13 protein-coding genes are annotated in these 14,856 nt (G+C 66.6%); 9 read left to right on the forward strand and 4 right to left on the reverse strand.

The window, feature by feature from the left end:
- Positions 1-2: 2 nt before the first annotated feature.
- On the reverse strand, positions 3-782 hold the full coding sequence (locus tag ACO6D6_RS02155; RefSeq protein WP_484782907.1) for a DeoR/GlpR family DNA-binding transcription regulator: 780 nt from the start codon (positions 780-782) through the stop codon (positions 3-5).
- Between the two features lie 400 nt (positions 783-1,182).
- On the opposite strand from ACO6D6_RS02155, the gene ACO6D6_RS02160 reads away from it, so the two are divergent.
- From ACO6D6_RS02160 to rny, 4 genes are all read left to right on the forward strand, one after another.
- The gene (locus tag ACO6D6_RS02160; RefSeq protein WP_484782862.1) at positions 1,183-1,377 is read left to right on the forward strand and encodes a DUF3046 domain-containing protein; all 195 of its coding nucleotides are present in this window, start codon (positions 1,183-1,185) and stop codon (positions 1,375-1,377) included.
- A 180-nt stretch (positions 1,378-1,557) separates the two neighbouring features.
- On the forward strand, positions 1,558-2,610 hold the full coding sequence (gene recA, locus ACO6D6_RS02165) for a recombinase RecA (RefSeq protein WP_484782864.1): 1,053 nt from the start codon (positions 1,558-1,560) through the stop codon (positions 2,608-2,610).
- Positions 2,600-3,112, forward strand: a complete 513-nt coding sequence (locus ACO6D6_RS02170) for a regulatory protein RecX (protein ID WP_484782866.1) — start codon at positions 2,600-2,602, stop codon at positions 3,110-3,112. The genes recA and ACO6D6_RS02170 overlap by 11 nt, the downstream gene beginning before the upstream one ends.
- 162 nt (positions 3,113-3,274) lie before the next feature.
- A complete protein-coding gene (rny, locus tag ACO6D6_RS02175) occupies positions 3,275-4,882 on the forward strand; it encodes a ribonuclease Y (RefSeq protein ID WP_484782867.1) in 1,608 nt (535 codons plus the stop codon).
- Here rny and ACO6D6_RS02180 read toward each other — a convergent pair.
- Positions 4,856-5,767, reverse strand: coding sequence for an aldose epimerase family protein (locus ACO6D6_RS02180; RefSeq protein ID WP_484782869.1), 912 nt, complete (start codon positions 5,765-5,767; stop codon positions 4,856-4,858). The two genes, rny and ACO6D6_RS02180, sit on opposite strands and share 27 nt — an antisense overlap.
- Positions 5,768-5,953: 186 nt before the next feature.
- Between ACO6D6_RS02180 and miaB the strand changes: the two genes are divergently transcribed.
- Complete coding sequence (gene miaB / locus ACO6D6_RS02185) at positions 5,954-7,420, forward strand: tRNA (N6-isopentenyl adenosine(37)-C2)-methylthiotransferase MiaB (RefSeq protein WP_484782871.1); 1,467 nt, start codon at positions 5,954-5,956, stop codon at positions 7,418-7,420.
- Between the two features lie 212 nt (positions 7,421-7,632).
- Here the strand turns inward: miaB and ACO6D6_RS02190 are convergent, their stop codons facing one another.
- The gene (locus tag ACO6D6_RS02190; RefSeq protein WP_484782872.1) at positions 7,633-7,821 is read right to left on the reverse strand and encodes an antitoxin; all 189 of its coding nucleotides are present in this window, start codon (positions 7,819-7,821) and stop codon (positions 7,633-7,635) included.
- 94 nt (positions 7,822-7,915) lie between these two features.
- Between ACO6D6_RS02190 and miaA the strand changes: the two genes are divergently transcribed.
- From miaA to ACO6D6_RS02210, 4 genes are read left to right on the forward strand one after another with little or no spacing between them, the layout of a single operon-like run.
- Complete coding sequence (gene miaA, locus ACO6D6_RS02195) at positions 7,916-8,833, forward strand: tRNA (adenosine(37)-N6)-dimethylallyltransferase MiaA (RefSeq protein ID WP_484782873.1); 918 nt, start codon at positions 7,916-7,918, stop codon at positions 8,831-8,833.
- Positions 8,834-8,870: 37 nt separating this feature from the next.
- Positions 8,871-9,686 (forward strand): diaminopimelate epimerase, encoded by an 816-nt coding sequence (dapF, locus tag ACO6D6_RS02200; RefSeq protein WP_484782874.1) that lies wholly within the window; start codon positions 8,871-8,873, stop codon positions 9,684-9,686.
- 36 nt (positions 9,687-9,722) lie between these two features.
- The gene (gene hflX, locus ACO6D6_RS02205; RefSeq protein WP_484782876.1) at positions 9,723-11,117 is read left to right on the forward strand and encodes a GTPase HflX; all 1,395 of its coding nucleotides are present in this window, start codon (positions 9,723-9,725) and stop codon (positions 11,115-11,117) included.
- Positions 11,110-13,101 carry an ATP-dependent DNA helicase gene (locus tag ACO6D6_RS02210; protein ID WP_484782877.1) on the forward strand — a complete coding sequence of 664 codons (1,992 nt, stop codon included), beginning with the start codon at positions 11,110-11,112 and terminating at the stop codon, positions 13,099-13,101. Before hflX ends, ACO6D6_RS02210 begins: the two co-directional genes overlap by 8 nt.
- Positions 13,102-13,140: 39 nt before the next feature.
- On the opposite strand, the gene ACO6D6_RS02215 is transcribed toward ACO6D6_RS02210, so the two are convergent.
- Positions 13,141-14,295 (reverse strand): M23 family metallopeptidase, encoded by a 1,155-nt coding sequence (locus ACO6D6_RS02215; RefSeq protein ID WP_484782878.1) that lies wholly within the window; start codon positions 14,293-14,295, stop codon positions 13,141-13,143.
- Positions 14,296-14,856: the final 561 nt, after the last annotated feature.

The raw sequence follows: 14,856 nt of genomic DNA on the forward strand, positions 1-14,856 counted from the left end.
GATCAGCTGCCGGGTGTGGCCTTCGGGTCGGTGGGAACCGGGACGATCACCACCTCGACCCCTATGTCCCGGATGCGGTCCAGTTCGTCCTCCGGGGCGTTGGAATCGGTGACGAGGATGTCGATCTCGCTCAGGTCCGCCATCTTCGCCAGGGTGACGTGGCCGATCTTGGATGCGTCGGCCACTGCGATCACCCGCTGGGCCCGTTCGATCATCGTGTGATTGGTGCGTGCCTCGATGTCGTCGTGGGTGGTCAGTCCCCCGGACGAACTGAGCCCGTCGGCCCCCACCAGGGCGGTTCCGACGTTCACGAGCCGGAGTGTCGCCTCGGCCAGGGAACCCACGAGTTCCAGTGAATTGGAACGCAGCACACCACCGGCGATGAGGACACGTCCTTGTCCCTGCTCGGCCGCTTCCAGGCCGATGCTCAGCGAGTTGGTGATGATCGTCAAATCGGTTCGGTGACGCAGGGCACGAAGCACCTCGGCGGCCGTGGTTCCGCCGCTGAGACCGATGGCGTGCTTTCCCTCGGGAACCAGCTTGGCAGCCGCCGCCGCTATGCGGGACTTGGCGGCCTGATTGCGCCCGTCCCGCAGCCGTACCGGGAGTTCGCGGCTGCCCTGGATCGGGCGTGCGCCGCCATGGGTGCGGTCCAACAATCCCTGGGACGCGAGCACGGCAACATCACGCCTGATGGTGGCCTCGGAAGTTCCCAGTTCGGCGGCGAGCTTGGACAGCGACATCTGACCATTCTCTTGAAGCAGCGCCAGCATCGCGAGCATTCGATCGGAGCGCTTGTGGGAATGCGTACCCGCAGCGTTCATGTCGACTCCTTCGTGCACTTTCTGACCAATTGATGATCGTGTTCGAGGGTCAGTGTACGAGAAACCGTGTCGGTTCGCTCTGGGGCGCTTGGGATAAGGACTTTCTCAAATGGCTGATGGGTGGGGTTTATATCCCGTGACGGGGTCTTGCGGGAAGGTTTGGGAGGAGGGGAGAGTGGCGGTTGTCGCTCGCGGACCGGGATCGGTGGACATCGCGGGGAACGCGCAGGCGGGGTTCGGCGCGATGATGGGATGGCTCGGCGATGGGCGGGGGAGCGCGCCGGAGGATGAAGCGGTCCGGCGTGTCACCGGGATGGGTGCAGGGCGCCACTTGTCCGCGGGGCCTAGGGTTGCCAACATGCGCGAAGCGGAACTGTGGGCGAAACTCGAGGTTGTGCTCGGGAAGGGATACGCCGGGAGCTGGGCGTCGACGATCACCCTGCAGGAACTCGAGAGCCGCACCGTGGATGAGGCGCTGGCAGCGGGGGTTCCGTGCAAGAAAATCTGGAGGGCCGTGTGGGTCGCACTCGAGCTGCCGGAAACGATGCGGTGAGGCATCGGCGCCGGCGCGCCCCATGCAATCGAACACATGTTCGGCTAGACTGTGCATGTCTCCGGGTTTTCCACAGCCCGGAGGTGAACTGGAGTTTTTGTCACCCCCGATTCCTACAGTGAGGGTGAAGGTTGAGTCGGTCTGAAAGGAACGGCTCAGGGAGTCGAAAGGAACCACACCATGGCTGTTGCGGATCGCACCAAGGCACTCGAGGCCGCCCTCGCCCAGATCGAGAAGGTGCACGGGAAGGGATCGGTGATGCGTCTGGGGGAGGACACCCGCCTGCCCATCGACGTCATCCCGACGGGAAGTGTCGCCTTGGACGTCGCCCTGGGGATCGGTGGCCTGCCCCGGGGACGGATCATCGAGATCTATGGCCCGGAGTCCTCGGGCAAGACCACGGTCGCCCTCCACGCCATCGCGAACGCACAGGCCGAGGGCGGGATCTGCGCCTTCATCGACGCGGAGCACGCCCTGGACCCGGATTACGCGAGCAAGCTCGGCGTCAACACCGACGAGCTCCTGGTCTCGCAACCCGACAACGGTGAGCAGGCCCTGGAGATCGCGGACACCCTGGTGCGTTCCGGGGCCCTGGCGCTCATCGTCATCGACTCGGTGGCCGCGCTGACGCCGCGCGCCGAGATCGAGGGCGAGATGGGGGATTCCCACGTCGGTCTCCAGGCACGCCTGATGAGCCAGGCCCTTCGGAAGATGACCGGGGCCCTGAAGTCCGCAAACACCACCGCCATTTTCATCAACCAGCTGCGCGAGAAGATCGGGGTGATGTTCGGTTCTCCCGAAACCACCACGGGTGGCCGCGCGCTCAAGTTCTACTCCTCCGTGCGCCTTGATGTCAGGAGGATCGAAACGCTGAAGGACGGCTCCGAGATGGTCGGCAACCGCACCCGCGTGAAGGTGGTCAAGAACAAGGTCGCGCCGCCTTTCAAGCAGGCCGAGTTCGACATCATTTACGGTGAGGGAATTTCCCGGGAGGGAAGCCTGATCGACATGGGCGTCGCCAATGGGATCATTCGCAAGGCGGGAGCCTGGTTCACCTATGAATCCGATCAGCTGGGGCAGGGCAAGGAAAATGCCCGGAACTTCCTGAAGAACAATCCGAAGATCGCGGAGGAGATCGATCGCCGGATCCGGGCTGCGCTCGGTGTCGTGGAACAGGAGGCCTCGGGAGGCAGGATCAACCCCGAGACGGGAGAGGTTGAGGTTGCCTCCTGAAATCAGCCGCGCGGAGCAGCTGGAATTCGCCAGGCGGATCGCACTCAGGTTGTTGGATGCCCGGAGCCGGTCGGAGGCCGAGCTTCGGTCCCGGTTGGCCTCCCGGGGGGTCCCCGAGGATGTCTCCGAGGAACTGATGGAGCGTTTCCGCGAGGTTGGGCTGCTGGATGATGCCGCCTTCGCGGAGGCGCTCACGCAGACCCGGGTTCAGGTGGACCGGCATGGTGTCACCCGGATCCGGGCGGAGCTGCGGCGCCGGGGTGTGGATGAGGACGTGGCGGCGGAGGCCCTGTCGCGGGTGGGGCAGGAGGAGCAACTGGAGGCGGCGCGAGCCTTCGCGCAACGTCGTGCCCGCACCTTGGCCGGGCTGGATTCCCGGGTGGCGCGTCGGCGCCTGGCCGGGGCCCTCGGGCGCAGGGGATTCGGTGGAGCCGTGGTGTCGTCGGTCGTGGACGAGGTGCTCGGGGAAATGGACCCCGACACGGATGACATGCCCTTGTGAACTAGCCTTGGCGGTCGTAAGGTCATTGACTCACGGTTCGAGACATCTTGGTTGGTCCCATGGGCTCGTGTGCGGCCCGGTATGGCGTGGTCACGTCCGCTACTCAGCAGCCCGGGGTGCCCTGAACCTCCAGGTCACTTCGTCGGGTGCAAAGGGGTAGCCATGGAATGGCTGGGCTGGATCATCGCTGGATTACTGGGCGTCGTCCTGGGGATCCTCGCTTGGCGGCAGCGGCGGGTTGCCCTGTCCTTCATCCAGGAACGGGCCCGCATTGAACGCAGAAGCCGTTCCGACGCGGCCTCCATCCGCAAACAGGCGGTGGAGGCGGCCGAGCAGCTCAGGGCGGACGCGGCACGCGCCCTGGAGCAGGCGGAGGAATGGGCCCGCGAGGCCGGCGCCGACATCGACAGGCGCCGCGAGGAGCTGGATGCGTCGATAGCCACGCAGCGCGCCGAGCTGCGCGAGCAACGCAGCGCGCAGGAACGTCAGGAAGAACGCCTGAACGAGAAGGAGGACCGGCTCGCCGCAGAGGCCGAGGGACTCGCGACACGCTCGGAGCTTCTCGAGCAGCAACGCGCGGATCTCAGGAAACAGCGCGAGGAACTCGCCGCGGAACAGGACCGTGCTCAGGCGGAACTCGAACGGGTGGCAGGGCTGACTGCAACCGCAGCCCAGGCGGAGGTGATGGCCGAGGCGGCACGCCAGGCCCGGCTGTCTGCCGCCACCCTGGCCAGGGACATCGAGGAGACCGCGAAGAAAGAAGCGGACCAGCGGGCCCGGGAGATAGTCGTGACCGCCATCCAGCGGTGCGCGGCAGAACAGACCAGCGAATCGGTGGTTTCCAGTGTCGACCTTCCCGGCGATGAGATGAAGGGACGGATCATCGGTAGGGAGGGCCGCAACATCAGGGCCTTCGAGCAGATCACCGGAGTCAACGTGATGGTGGACGACACCCCGGAGACCGTTCTGCTCAGCTGCTTCGACCCGGTGAGGCGTGAAGCGGCCCGGTTGACCCTCGTGGACCTGGTTGCCGACGGGCGCATCCACCCGGCGCGAATCGAGGAGGTGCACGCCCGCAGCATCCGGGTGCTGGATGAGCGCATCAGAACCGCCGGGAACGAGGCCCTGCTGGAGGTGGGAATCGCTGATCTCCACCCGGAGCTGGTCCCCGTGATCGGCTCCCTGGCCTATCGCACCAGCTTCGGGCAGAACGTGCTCGCCCACCTGGTCGAGTGCGCCCACCTGGCCGGGATCATGGCGGCCGAGCTGGGGCTCGACGTGGCGCAGTGCAAGAGAGCGGCCTTCCTGCACGACATAGGCAAGGCCCTCACCCACGAATCCGAGGGGCCCCATGCGATCATCGGCGCCGACCTGCTGCGCCGCCACGGCGAACACCCCGACGTGGTCCACGCCGTCGAGGCGCACCACAACGAGGTCGAACCACGAACCGTCGAGGCCGTCCTCACCCAGGCTGCGGATGCCATCTCCGGGTCCCGCCCGGGCGCGAGGCGCGAGTCACTGGAGGCCTATGTGGAACGGATGCAGCATCTCGAATCCATTGCCATGGCCCACGAGGGAGTGACCCGTGCCTACGCGATGCAGGCGGGAAGGGAGGTCCGGATCATGGTGGCACCCGAGGTCGTGGACGATGCGATGAGCCGGGTGCTGGCACGCGAGATCGCGGCCGAGGTGGAGGCGAACCTCACCTACCCGGGACAGATCCGCATCACGGTGGTGCGTGAATCACGTGCCACTGAACTGGCTCACTGACCGCAGGGTGGCGCGAATCCCCCAGGCGGCGTGCGCGGACTCTCCCGGCCGCAACATGACCCGGTCCCTGTATGTCGGACCCTCGTTGAAGGCGTCTGGGCCACAGGTCATCGGTTCCACCGCCACGCTGTCGCGGTGGGGCGCGGTGAACACCTGTACCCATTGGGTGGTCGCCTCACCCCACACCTCAATCGTGCGGTCGTCGCCGCTCAGGGTGACGGTCCAGTCCCTGGTCAGGGGATCGGTGAAGGAGGTGTCCAGGACCGTTTCCCCGATGACGCGGGGCTGGACGAAGTTGTGCTCGGGGGCGACGGGCCCGAGGCGAATGGGAAGCCGTCTTTCGGGATCGACCGCCAGTTCGGCGTCGAACGGCACCGTCAACTCCACGCCGGAGATGTCCTCGAAACGGAAATAGGGATGGGCGCCATAGCCCCAGGGAACGGACGTGTTTCCGATGTTCGTGGCGTCGACCTCCACACTCAGCCCCTGCGCATCCAGCCGGTGCAGGATCTCCACCGCGAGGATTCCGGGCCAGCCGCGACGGGGCCAGAGAACGCACCTCTGCCGGACAGAGGTCCCGAGATGGGCCAGGCACTCCCAGGCCAGGCCCACGTTCAGGCCATGATTCGCGTTGTTCCGGGCGGGTTCGTTGATGGGCAGCTGGAACTCCTGGCCGCCCAGGTGGTAGCGCCCGTCGCGGAGCCGGTTGGGCCAGGGGAGCAGGTGGGCTCCCTCCCAGCCTTTCGGGGCCTGGTCGGGCCCGTGCGTTGCGAGGAGTTCCGTGCCCTCGATGGTGAAGCTGCGCAGCCTGGCGCCCACTTCGGTGATCACGGCGCGACAACCCCCGGCGTTGATCTCATATTGTTCGCCTGTTGGGAAGACCATGAATCAACACTAGAGGCTGCGTCAATAGGGGATGGTGAATACCGGTACAGTCGCGGGATCTCCGGTGTGCTGTGGGACACGCGGGTTCGGCAATGACGCGTCCGGTCCGCCCCGGAGTGGTCACGGCCACCGGGTTCCCGGCACGAAATGCTGTTTTTCGTGGTGCACCACTAGAGTTGGGCCACCATGAGTTCGCGCACTTATCACGTAATCACCTACGGCTGCCAGATGAACGTCCACGACTCCGAGCGGATCGCGGGACTGCTGGAGGAAGCCGGGTTGAGGCGTGCTCAGGAACCCGCCGAGCCGGTTCTCGGTGCGGGGGCGGACGTGGTGGTCTTCAACACCTGTGCGGTGCGTGAGAACGCCGACAACCGTCTCTACGGGAATCTCGGACACATGGCCGCAATCAAGGCGCGCCACCCCGGGATGCAGATCGCGGTGGGCGGCTGCATGGCCCAGAAGGACCGGGACGTGATCCTGCGGAGGGCGCCATGGGTGGATGTGGTCTTCGGTACCCACAACGTCGGTAGCCTTCCCACGCTGCTCGAACGGGCGCGGGTGGAGAAGGCCGCCCAGGTGGAGGTGGTCGAGGCCCTCCAGACCTTCCCGAGCAACCTGCCTAGCCGTCGCGAGTCGCCCTACTCGGCCTGGGTGTCGGTGAGCGTCGGATGCAACAACACCTGCACCTTCTGCATCGTTCCGCAGCTTCGCGGAAAGGAGACCGACCGGCGACCGGGTGACGTCCTGGCCGAGGTGCGGATGCTGGTTGACCAGGGGGTGCAGGAGATCACCCTGCTGGGGCAGAACGTGAATGCCTACGGGGTGGAGTTCGGGGACCGGCAGGCCTTCGCGAAGCTGCTGCGTGCCTGCGGCCAGGTCGAGGGCCTGGAACGGGTTCGCTTCACATCCCCCCATCCCAAGGATTTCACCGACGACGTGATCGCCGCCATGGCCGAGACCCGCAACGTCATGCCGCAGCTTCACATGCCCCTGCAATCCGGTTCGGACGCGGTCCTGAAGGCAATGCGGCGCTCCTACCGCCGGAAGCGGTTCCTCGGGATCCTGGAACGCGTCCGGGAGGCCATGCCCCATGCGGCCATCACCACGGACATCATCGTGGGTTTCCCGGGCGAGACCGATGAGGACTTCGAGGCCACCATGGACGTGGTGCGCGAGGCCCGTTTCTCCGCTGCTTACACCTTCCAGTACTCGAAACGCCCGGGGACCCCGGCCGCCGAGATGCAGAACCAGGTGGCCCATGAAACGGTCCAGGAACGCTACGAACGGCTTGTCGGACTGGTGGGGGAGATCGCCTGGGAGGAGAACCGCCGTTTCGAGGGGCAGGAGATAGAGGTGATGTTTGCCCTGGGGGAGGGGCGAAAGGACTCCGAAACCAATCGCATGAGCGGGCGGGCACGCGACAACAGGCTGGTGCACGTGGCGGTTGGTGAGGAGCCGTCGGAGCGGCCGAGGCCGGGGGACATCGCCTACGCGACCATCACCCATGCGGCGCCACACCATCTGAACTCGGATGCCCCCTTGAGGGGACTGCGGCGCACCAGGGGTGGCGACGCGTGGGAGGCGGCCAACACCGATGCACCCGAACCCAGAGGGGTTCCCCTGGGCATGCCGAGCCTGCGGCGCTCCTGAAAAGAGAACAACCCCCGGTCCGGGACCGGAGGTTGCCGGGGCGAGAGGTCAAGGACCGCCTCGGTGGGTGACGCCATGGTGGTGGATCGGCGAGGTGGTGCGACGAGGATCGCGCCGGGGCGTGCGCACCCGCAGGACGCCCCGGTCCAGCGTGCCACCGGGGCGTCCGAGCCCAGCGGCATCCACCCGCGAAACCCCGTTCGCGGGACCTGCTACTCGCTCTCCTTCTTGCTGGCCAGGTCGTCAACCTTGCCCTTGACGAAATCAGCGGCCTGGTTGATCTGCTCGCTGTGTTTGCCGCCGGTCTTCTCGTCGATGAACCCGGCGCCCTTCTCGATCGCCTGATCGATGGTTTCCTCGTGCTGGGCCACCTGTTCACCAATGTTGTCGAAGATTCCCATGTCATTGCCTCCTGGTCCGGGTGCCTGGCGCACCGTAGAGGTCCATCATGCCTGTTCCCGCGAAGTTCCGCACCGGGACTGGCAGGATGGTGGCATGCATCCGCCCCTGATAGTGCTCGTCGGCCCAACCGCTACGGGCAAGTCGGAGCTCGCGGTCTCGCTGGCCCACGACCTCATGAGGCGAGGTGAGGTCGCCGAGGTTGTCAACGCGGATTCGATGCTGGTCTACCGGGGCATGGACATCGGCACCGCGAAACCCTCCGAGGCGGAACGAGATGGGGTCGTGCACCACCTGATCGACATCCTGGAGGTCACCGAGACCGCATCCGTCGCTGATTTCCAGACCCGCGCCCGGACCGTGATCGCGGACCTGCGGGCTCGGGGAGCCGTTCCGATCCTCGTCGGCGGTTCCGCCCTCTACACACGGGCCATCACCGACGCCTTCGAGTTCCCGGGTTCCGACCCGGTTCTCAGGGCAGGGCTGGAAACCGAACTGGAGCGCGTCGGGGTGGAGGAGCTGTATGCCCGGCTGGCGGTCCTGGCCCCGGAATCCGCGGCCCGCATCGAACCCGGAAACGGCAGGCGCATCGTGAGGGCGTTGGAGATCCACGCGCTGACGGGGGGACATCGAGCGGTGCTCCCCGAGTGGACCTACGAACTCGACGGGGTCCACCAGTTCGGGCTGGAACTGGACCGGGCCGAACTGGACAGCCGCATCGATGCCCGGGTGGAGGAGATGTGGCGCCGGGGCATCGTGGCCGAGGTCGAGAACCTGATTCCTCGCGGGTTGCGGGAAGGACGGACCGCCTCCCGCGCGATCGGCTACCGGCAGGTTCTCGCCTTCCTCGACGGGCAGTGCAGCGAGGAGGAGGCGAAGGAGGACGTGAAACGGGCCACTCGGAGGTTTTTCCGCAAGCAGTTGGGCTGGTACCGGCGGGATCCCAGGATCGTGTGGCTACCCGCGGGGGATTCGGGCAACCCCGCCCGGATCATGGAAATCTCCGGGACGTAGAATTGTTGAATCGGGCTGGAAGGGATAGGTGGGCACTTTGTTCCGGTACACGTTCGCCAAGGGTCATGCCACCGGCAACGACTTCATCATCATTGATGATCCACACGGAATGCAGGATCTGAGCGCCGAGGCGGTTGCTGCACTCTGTGACCGCCACACGGGTGTCGGAGGGGACGGGCTGTTACGGGTGGTGCGGGCCGGTCAGGTGGCCGGGCACGAGTTCGACCCGGAGCTTTGGTTCATGGACTACCGCAACGCCGACGGGTCGGTGGCCGAGATTTGCGGAAACGGTCTGCGGTTGTTCGCCCGCTATCTCCTGAACGATCAGCTGGTCCAGAGCGGGGAGTTCACCGTCGCGACCCGGGCGGGACTCAAGCAGGTTCGGGTCGCCCGTGGGGGGCTGATAGCGACGAACCTGGGTGTGGTCGGCCTGGGGAAGGAACCCGTCACCATCATCCACGAGGGACGGAAGTTCAAGGGACGGCCTGTCGATGTCGGCAATCCACACGCCGTCGTGTTCACGGATCGTGACGTGATCGGGCAGCTGGATCTTTCCCGGGCCCCGGCCTGGGAACCCGCCGAGGCCTTCCCCGCGGGAGTGAACGTCGAGTTCGTCCACGAGGTCAAGCCCGGGGAGCTGCTCATGCGTGTGTATGAGCGTGGCTGCGGGGAAACCCTGAGCTGCGGCACCGGTGTGGTCGCATCCGCGACCGCCTACCGTGACCGCAGTGGGTTCGACGGTCCCATCCAGGTGCATGTCCGTGGCGGGGACCTGATCGTGACCTTCGAGGGTGACGAGGCCTGGCTGACGGGGCCGGCCGTGATCGTGGCGCGCGGTGAGTACTGGAGCTGAGATTTTCTCACCGGGGCCTGTCAGAATGGTCCGACGATGAGCACATCCCTTCACGCACAGCCGAATCACGACGGCGATCAGTCCGAACTTGCCGAGCGGCACTCGCTCAGGCGGGTCGTCGGTATGAGAACCGAACTGGAGGACATCTCCGAGGTCGAGTACCGACAGCTGCGGTTGGAACGCGTTGTGCTGGTCTCCGTGTGGACCTCCGGGACGCAGGAGGACGCCGACAACGCGATGGCCGAGCTGAAGCTGCTGGCCGAGACCGCCGGCTCCGAGGTTCTTGAGGCCCTGGTGCAGCGCAGGAGCCAACCGGACCCCGCCACCTACATCGGACGCGGCAAGGTGGAGGAAGTGGCCGAGGTGGTCCGAGCCACCGGAGCCGACACCGTCATCTGCGACGGGGAACTGCAACCGGCGCAGCTGCGGAACCTGGAGGACCGCATCAAGGTGAAGGTGGTGGACCGGACCGCGCTGATCCTGGACATCTTCGCCTCCCATGCGAAATCCGCGGAGGGCAAGGCCCAGGTGGAACTGGCCCAGCTGCAGTACCTGAAGCAGCGCCTCCGCGGCTGGGGTGGAAATCTGTCCCGGCAGGCCGGCGGCCGCGCTGCCGGGGGAGCGGGTATCGGAGGCCGGGGACCCGGTGAGACGAAACTCGAGACCGACAGGCGTCGCATCCACCACCGGATCGCGCAGCTTCGCCGCAAGCTCCGTGAAATGGACGCCACCCGGGAGGGCAAACGCGCCGAGCGCCGTAGGAACCGGGTGCCGAGCGTGGCGATCGTCGGATACACCAACGCGGGCAAGTCCTCGCTGCTGAACCGGCTGACGGGCGCGGGTGTGCTCGTGGAGGACGCGCTGTTCGCCACCCTGGATCCCACCACCCGCCGCACCGAGACCCGGGACGGGAGGGTGTTCACGCTGACCGACACCGTGGGATTCGTCCGGCACCTTCCCCACGACCTGGTGGAGGCGTTCCGTTCCACCCTGGAGGAATCCACCACCGCGGACCTCCTCCTTCACGTGGTCGACGCCTCGGACCCGGACCCCGAGGGGCAGATCGCCGCGGTGCGCCAGGTGCTCGCCGAGATCGGCGCCAGCGACGTGCCGGAGCTGCTGGTCTGCAACAAGGCAGATCTTGCGGATGAAACCACGCTGCTGGCCCTGCGGGCCGGGCATCCCGGTTGTGTGGTGGTTTCCGCCCGCACGGGCCATGGCCTGGCTGAGCTGGCCGATGCCGTGGAGGCCCGCCTGCCGAACCCAGAAGTGCGGGTCGAGACGCTCATTCCGTACAGCCGCGGCGACCTCATGGACCGCATCCACCGGACGGGAACCATCGAGACGCTGGAGCACACCGGCGAGGGCACCAGGGTGTGTGCGCGCGTCCACCCCGGCCTGGCGGAGGAGCTGGGCGAATACGGTGCCTGACCTCGCGGAACGGATCCTGGAGCGGGCGGTCTCCGGGATCGGTGGGGGCGAAAGGCCCGGCCAGGTGGCGATGGTGGCTGCCGTCTCCGAGACCCTGGAGGGTGGCACCCACCTGCTGGTCCAGGCGGGAACCGGAACCGGCAAATCCCTCGGCTACTTGGCGCCGGCGCTGGCGCGGATCGTGGAGTACGACGAGGTCATCGTGGTCGCGACGGCCACCCTGGCTCTCCAGGCCCAGCTAGCGGGCTCCGACATTCCCGCGGCCCTGGACGCGGTCGAGCAGGTGACGGGAAAACGCCCCCGGGCCTGTGTGCTGAAGGGACGCAACAACTACGCCTGCCTGTTTCGCACCCGCGACAAGGCGACGGACGGCGGCCAGGGAACTCTCCTGGGCGCGGCCGAGCTGAGCGAGTCCCGCAGCTCCGGGTCCCCCTCGAAGCTCGGGGTTGAGGTGCTGGCGCTGCGTGAATGGGTGGAGGAGCAGCTCCTCGCGGGCGGTGCCGGGGACCGCGATGACGCCCCGACCCACACGGCCGCGGCCTGGCAGCAGGTTTCGATCCCGACCCGGGAATGCCCTGGCGCGTCCCGGTGTCCCTTCGGGGCGGAGTGTTTCGTCGAGAGGTCACGGGAGTCGGCTCGCGCAGCGGACCTGATCGTAACCAACCACGCCCTGGTGGCGATCAACGCCATGCACGGCGGCACGGCGCTTCCAGAGCACGATGCGTTGATCATCGATGAGGCCCATGAAGTGACGGGCCGCCTCACCACGGCCGCTACCGGGGACCTGAGCGCGGGAGCCACGGAACGGGTGGTGAGACGTTGCCTGGCCTGGCTGGGGGATGATCTGGGCGGTGACCTGTTGGACGCGGTCGAGGAACTGCGCGATGCCCTGGCCGACAGCCCCACGGAGCGCATCACCGGGGCCGATGCGCTGTTGCCGGTGGCCTGCGCCGGGCTTCGCGACGCATCCCGCCGGGCGATCAGCGAGTTGGGAAAGGACAGGGAGAACCCCGAACGTTCCCAGGCCGCCGGGGCGCTGGGTGAAATCTTCGACATCTCCGAACGAATGGCGCGACTGGCCGATCAGGACGTGGTTTGGGTGAGCCGCTCGGAACAGCTGGGGGAGATGGCCCACGTCGCCCCGCTATCGGTGGCGGGGCTGCTGCGGGAACAGGTGTTCGGGCGGGCAACCACCGTGCTCACCTCCGCGACCCTCACGCTGGGTGGTGATTTCCGGGTCTTCGCCACCAGCATCGGGCTGAATCCCGCCGACGAACTGGGTGGGGATGCGGAAGGAACCGGAACGGGTTTCAACTGGCGGGGGGTCGACGTGGGATCTCCCTTCGACTACACCAGGCAGGGGATACTGTATGCCGCCGCCGCGCTGCCCCCACCCGGTAGGGACGGGCTCACGGACGCCGTGCTGGCCGAGATCGCGCAGCTCGTCTGGGCGGCCGGTGGGCGGACCCTCGGGTTGTTCGCCTCACGCAGGAACGCCGAGCAGGCGGTGGCGCACTGCCGCCGGGTGCTGCCGGAACTGGAATTCCTGTGTCAGGGCGATGCGCAACTTTCCGAGCTTCAACGAAACTTCAGGGAGAGGCCGGCCACAAGCCTGTTCGGCACCATGTCCCTGTGGCAGGGCGTCGACGTCCCCGGGGAAACCTGCCAGCTGGTCATCATCGACAAGATTCCCTTTCCCCGGCCCGACGACCCGTTGATGCAGGCGCGCAAGAAGGCCGTGGACGATGCGGGAGGCAACGGTTTCATGACGGTGGCCGCCACCCATGCGGCGCTGCTGCTGGCGCAGGGGGCCGGTCGGCTGATCCGGCGCGAGGATGACCGTGGCGTGGTCGCGATTCTCGACCCCCGGGTCGTCAGAGCCCGCTACGGGGGGTTCCTGACCAGCTCCCTTCCGGGATTCTGGCGCACGAAGAACCTGGACATCGCCGTCAATGCGCTGCTGAGACTGCGCGGCGCCGAGTAGAGACCCGGCGCCGCGCAGCTTGAGGGGAGGGGAGAAACCTCACATGGAGATTCCGATCGACCGGAGATAGCTCATCGGGTTCGTGGCGGAGTACACATCGCCCGGGGTGACCCCGGAGGGGTAGTACTCGAAGTGCAGGTGGGCGCCGAAGCTGCGTCCGGTGCTGCCCACGTTCCCGATCTTCTGCCCGGCGGTGACCTGCTGGCCCACCTTCACGTCGGTGTTGCTCATGTGCGCGTACAGGGTGGAGGAACCATCGGCCGCGCGAATGACGACGTAGTTGCCGGCCCAGGAGCCGACGTTCCCGCTGACCACGGTGCCGGAGGTGACGGCGTACACGGGGGTGCCGCTGCTGGCGGCGAAGTCCTGGCCCGTGTGGTAGCGGGACCAGCTTCCGGTGGCACCGAAGGCGGCACCGATCCGGTAGCTTCCCTTCGCCAGGGGAGCGGCCGCACCGTTGACGGTCGTGGTGCTGCTGGAGGCTGCGGCATCGCTGCTGATGGTGGAGTTGTCCGATGAGGTTCTGGAGGAACTGCTCGCGCCGGAGCTGCTGCCCGAGTACGAACGGTTGCCCGAGTACGAACGGTTGCCCGAGTACGAACGGTTGCTCGAGCCGGACCCACTGCTGAACGAGGAACTGGTTCGTTTCTTGCTGCTGGTGGAACCCGATTTCTTGGACCAGGTGGTGTACTTCTTGCTGGTGGAGCGAGAACCGTTGTAGCTGCTCTTCTTGCCGGCGGTGGAGCCGGAGCTCTTGCCATTGCTCGAGGAATGGCTTGTTTTCGAGGCAGAGCCGGAGGTCTTCCGGCTGGAGCCCTCGGAGTATGCGCGCCGGGGGGCGGAGTTCTCCTTGTAGTCATCGTCGCTGCTGGCCGCGCGCTTCGGGCTCGCGGCCTGCTCCGTGCCGGAGGCCCGCCGACCCTGATCGGAGGACTTGGTGGAGGCCGAGCTCTGCTTGCCGGAATTGCCGGAGCCGTCGGCGACGGTTTCATGGTGGCCCGCGGAGGGATCGATTTCGGCGGCGGCCGCGCTCTGGGTTGCCATGCCCATCGTTCCGATGCTGCCCGCCAGCACCAGTGCGGCGAGTGGACGACGCCAGGGTGCGGGCGGAGTCGGCAGGGCCCGGCGCGGGATGGCTCCCGGACCAAAGGCGGCGCAGCCACGACGGGGCTGAGTGGGCTTCAGGAATCCCATGGTCGGTCCTTTCGGTTGGAAGATGCCATCAATCCTGAGGGTTTCTCAGGTTAAGTTCAAGTTTGCTTCAGGGTTTCGGGGGTGACTGCGGGAAAGCTGGAGGGCCAAATCGAGCTGACTAGGGACTTTGCTGGATGTATTCACAGAAAACTCACAGCTTGGTTGAGGTTCGGCGCGCAGGAAGGCTGAGCGAAAACTTAGAAGTTCCTTAAGGGTGGGTTGATCGACGCAGCTCGCGACGGGGTACCCGGTGCGGTACGGTTCCCGGGAACGCGGGTTCGGTGTGCTGAGGTGGGAACGGTCGTTCCCCGAGGCGCATCCTGGGTGAGCGCCGGGGACCATTGCCGAGTGCAACACCTACCGGCCTCCACAAGGGGATCACCCGGGATCGCTCCCTCGAGATCCACCTCCGGTGTCCGCCACGGCCAGAAGCCGGAGCCGGTGGCCGTTGCCGATCCGGAACAAAGAAAATCCCGGCCAGATCTCTCTGGCCGGGATTCCGGAATTGGTAGCGGGGACAGGATTTGAACCTGTGGCCTCCGGCTCGGTGACTTGGTGCTG

The organism is Arachnia sp., from assembly GCF_057238465.1.

Bases quoted from the DNA above. Each gene is read 5' to 3' on its own strand.
- recA (WP_484782864.1), top strand. From the start codon at position 1,558: ATGGCTGTTGCGGATCGCACCAAGGCACTCGAGGCCGCCCTCGCCCAG.
- ACO6D6_RS02160 (WP_484782862.1), top strand. From the start codon at position 1,183: ATGCGCGAAGCGGAACTGTGGGCGAAACTCGAGGTTGTGCTCGGGAAG.
- miaB (WP_484782871.1), top strand. From the start codon at position 5,954: ATGAGTTCGCGCACTTATCACGTAATCACCTACGGCTGCCAGATGAAC.
- ACO6D6_RS02215 (WP_484782878.1), bottom strand. From the start codon at position 14,295: ATGGGATTCCTGAAGCCCACTCAGCCCCGTCGTGGCTGCGCCGCCTTT.
- hflX (WP_484782876.1), top strand. From the start codon at position 9,723: ATGAGCACATCCCTTCACGCACAGCCGAATCACGACGGCGATCAGTCC.
- ACO6D6_RS02190 (WP_484782872.1), bottom strand. From the start codon at position 7,821: ATGGGAATCTTCGACAACATTGGTGAACAGGTGGCCCAGCACGAGGAA.
- miaA (WP_484782873.1), top strand. From the start codon at position 7,916: ATGCATCCGCCCCTGATAGTGCTCGTCGGCCCAACCGCTACGGGCAAG.
- rny (WP_484782867.1), top strand. From the start codon at position 3,275: ATGGAATGGCTGGGCTGGATCATCGCTGGATTACTGGGCGTCGTCCTG.
- ACO6D6_RS02155 (WP_484782907.1), bottom strand. From the start codon at position 782: ATGCTCGCGATGCTGGCGCTGCTTCAAGAGAATGGTCAGATGTCGCTG.
- ACO6D6_RS02180 (WP_484782869.1), bottom strand. From the start codon at position 5,767: ATGGTCTTCCCAACAGGCGAACAATATGAGATCAACGCCGGGGGTTGT.